This is a genomic window from Amycolatopsis sp. SID8362 (genome assembly GCF_010550475.1).
Classification (GTDB): Bacteria; Actinomycetota; Actinomycetes; order Mycobacteriales; family Pseudonocardiaceae; genus Amycolatopsis; species Amycolatopsis eburnea.
In genome coordinates this window covers 1-3,173 of the sequence record NZ_JAAGNB010001566.1, presented here as the reverse complement: position 1 = coordinate 3,173, position 3,173 = coordinate 1, and the positions used below count along the sequence as shown (strand labels likewise).

At 71.2% G+C, this 3,173-nt stretch carries 4 protein-coding genes; 3 read left to right on the top strand and 1 reads right to left on the bottom strand.

From position 1 onward, the window contains the following. On the top strand, positions 1 to 628 hold a 628-nt coding region (locus G3I65_RS48535; protein ID WP_160702311.1), incomplete at its 5' end, for a murein transglycosylase. 213 nt (positions 629 to 841) lie between these two features. Here the strand turns inward: G3I65_RS48535 and G3I65_RS48530 are convergent. After that, entirely contained in the window at positions 842 to 1,246 is a 405-nt protein-coding gene (locus G3I65_RS48530; RefSeq protein ID WP_163046883.1) for a tetratricopeptide repeat protein, read from the bottom strand. 72 nt (positions 1,247 to 1,318) lie between these two features. Between G3I65_RS48530 and G3I65_RS48525 the strand changes: the two genes are divergently transcribed. Both G3I65_RS48525 and eno read left to right on the top strand, forming a co-directional pair. Continuing rightward, a complete protein-coding gene (locus G3I65_RS48525) occupies positions 1,319 to 1,765 on the top strand; it encodes a glyoxalase/bleomycin resistance/extradiol dioxygenase family protein (RefSeq protein ID WP_125312555.1) in 447 nt (148 codons plus the stop codon). An 87-nt stretch (positions 1,766 to 1,852) separates the two neighbouring features. After that, entirely contained in the window at positions 1,853 to 3,139 is a 1,287-nt protein-coding gene (gene eno, locus G3I65_RS48520) for a phosphopyruvate hydratase (RefSeq protein WP_086865093.1), read from the top strand. Positions 3,140 to 3,173 lie beyond the last annotated feature (34 nt).

Genomic DNA, 3,173 nt, shown 5'->3' with positions numbered 1-3,173 from the left:
CGAAGCGCCGCGGGCCGGCCTCGCCGCCCCGGTCGACCGGCCGCAGGTGTCGGACCAGGCCGAGCTGGACGCGTGGGCGACCCGCGTCGCGGACAAGACGCACATCCCCGCGCGCGTGCTCGCCGCGTACGGCCGGGCGGAAATGTGGATGCAGCGCCAGAAGCCGACGTGTCACCTCTCGTGGGCGACGCTGGCGGGCATCGGCCGGGTCGAGACCGAGCGCGGCGACTTCGACCTCGCGGCGATCGCGGCGAGCGGCCGCCTGGTGAAACCGGTGGTCGGCCCGCCGCTGGACGGCTCGCCGGGCGTCCCGGCGGTGCACGACTCCGACGGCGGCAAGCTCGACGGCGACAAGGCGTGGGACCACGCGATCGGTCCGATGCAGTTCCTGCCGTCGACGTGGAAGAAGTACCAGGAGCGGGCGAACGGCGACGGCGGCGCGCCGGACCCGCAGAACGTCGACGACGCGGCCTTCACGGCGGCCCGCTTCCTCTGTTCGGGCGGCGACGACCTCGGCACCCCGGCCGGCTGGTGGCGGGCGATCCTGTTCTACAACCAGGCGGTCGCCTACGGCCAGGACGTCTTCAGCGCGGCGGACGCCTACGCCGAAGCGAGTGTCGCGCCTTAAAGCTCGCGGTCGGCGAAGAACGGCGTGACGGCCATCAGTACCAGCAGCAGCACCCCGGCGTACGCACCCAACGTGGTGAAGATCGACATCTTGGTTCCTCCCTGTTCCGGTCTGGAACCAGCTTCGCCGCCGGGAGGGGGTGCGCGGATCGGCCGTCGGGCCTGCGTCGATCGGCCGAAAGTCTGATCGCCGAGGGGCCGAACGGCCCTGGTCTCAGACGTCGCGCAGCGCGATGCGCGCCTTGACCTCGCTCGCCGCTTCGAGGTACTCGGGCACCGGGTTCATCGCCGACGCCATCCGGATCTGCGCCAGCGCCTCGACGAACCGGCCGAGGCGCTGCAGGGTCCGGCCCAGGATGAACCGTGCGTAGTGGTCGGTCGGATCCAGTTCCAGCACCCGGGTGAACGCGTGCTCGGCGCGCCGCAACTGAGCGGAGTGGAAGTACGCGCGCCCGGCCAGCAGGTGGACCGACGGCTTGTCGTCCTCGGAGTCCAGCAAGGGCTGGAGCACCTTCAGCGCGTCCAGCGGACGGCGGCGCGCGACCAGGTCTTCGGCCTGGCGGAAGGCGTGGAACCGCGACTCTTCGGGAGGCTGCGAAGCAGCTGCGGCGTCCGTCATGGTCACTCCCACGTTACCCCGGAGGAGGGGGTTGCACACGCCGCCGAACGGGACGTGATGGACTGTCCCGCCATGAGCAGCGGGTACCGGGGCCTGGCGCCCTACCTCTACTACGCCGACGCCACGGCGGCCCTCGCCTGGCTGACCAGGGTCTTCGGGTTCACCGAGGAAGTCCGCTTCTGCGACGCGGCGGGCGAGGTCTTCCAGGCGACGCTCCGCGTCGGCGACGCGAAGGTCCAGATCGCCGGCGTCGGGGCGGACTACTGGCAGGCCAAGGGCGTCGACGGGCCGGTCGGCCAGCTCAACATCGTCTACGTCGACGACGTCGACGAGCACTTCGGGCGGATCGAGGCCGCGCTCGGGGACGAGGGTGAGCTGGACCCGCCGCAGGACCAGCCCTACGGCGCCCGGGTCTTCACCGTCGCCGATCTCGGCGGCAACAGCTGGACGTTCTGGCAGCAGACGTCCGAGACCGTGGAGCTGCCGCCGGGCTGGCAGGCGATCCGCACCGACGGGTGAGTGACCGGCCGTGCCTCCAACGGGTGAACTGCGGCGACGGCTAGGCTGGGCACGAACCCGCAGGCACGACGCACCGAGGAGCATGGCGTGGCTCTCATCGAGCAGGTAGGCGCGCGCGAGATTCTGGACTCGCGCGGCAACCCGACGGTCGAGGTGGAGGTGGCTCTCGACGACGGCACCCTGGCGCGGGCCGCGGTCCCGTCGGGTGCGTCGACCGGTGAGCACGAAGCGGTCGAGCTGCGGGACGGCGACACCGGCCGCTACAACGGCAAGGGCGTCGAGCGCGCGGTCGCCGCGGTGCTCGACGAGATCGGCCCGGAGATGGTCGGCATCGAAGCCGTCGACCAGCGGATCGTCGACCAGAAGCTGGTCGACCTCGACGGCACGCCGGCGAAGTCCCGCCTCGGCGCGAACGCCATCCTCGGCGTCTCGCTGGCCGTCGCGAAGGCCGCCGCCGAGTCGGCCGAGCTGGAGCTGTTCCGCTACCTGGGCGGGCCGAACGCGCACGTGCTGCCCGTTCCGATGCTGAACATCCTCAACGGTGGTTCGCACGCGGACAGCAACGTCGACGTGCAGGAGTTCATGATCGCGCCGATCGGCGCGGAGACCTTCCGCGAGGCCCTGCGCTGGGGCGCCGAGGTCTACCACTCGCTGAAGTCGGTCCTGAAGGGCCGCGGCCTGTCCACCGGCCTCGGCGACGAAGGCGGCTTCGCGCCGAACCTGGCGAACAACCGCGAGGCGCTCGACCTGATCCTGCAGGCCATCGAGAAGGCCGGCTACACGCCGGGCCGCGACGTGGCGCTCGCGCTGGACGTCGCCGCGACGGAGTTCTTCGCCGACGGCGCGTACACCTTCGAAGGCAGCAAGAAGAGCGCCGAGCAGATGTCGGCCTACTACGCCGAACTGCTGCGCGACTACCCGCTCGTGTCCATCGAGGACCCGCTGAGCGAGGACGACTGGGACGGCTGGGTCACCCTGACCGCCGAGGTCGGCGAGAAGGTCCAGATCGTCGGCGACGACCTGTTCGTCACCAACCCGGACCGCCTCGAGGAGGGCATCACCCGCCGCGCCGCCAACGCGCTGCTGGTGAAGGTCAACCAGATCGGCACCCTGTCCGAGACGCTCGACGCGATCTCGCTGGCCACGTCGTTCGGCTACAAGTCGATGATGAGCCACCGCTCCGGCGAGACCGAGGACACGTTCATCGCGGACCTGGCGGTCGCCACCGGCGTCGGCCAGATCAAGACCGGTGCCCCGGCCCGCGGCGAGCGGATCGCCAAGTACAACCAGCTGCTGCGCATCGAGGAGACCCTCGGTGACGCCGCCCGGTACGCCGGCGAGCTGGCCTTCCCGCGGTTCAGCGCCGAGGGCTGACCCGCATGGCGGACCGGGGGAGGACGACGCGCAA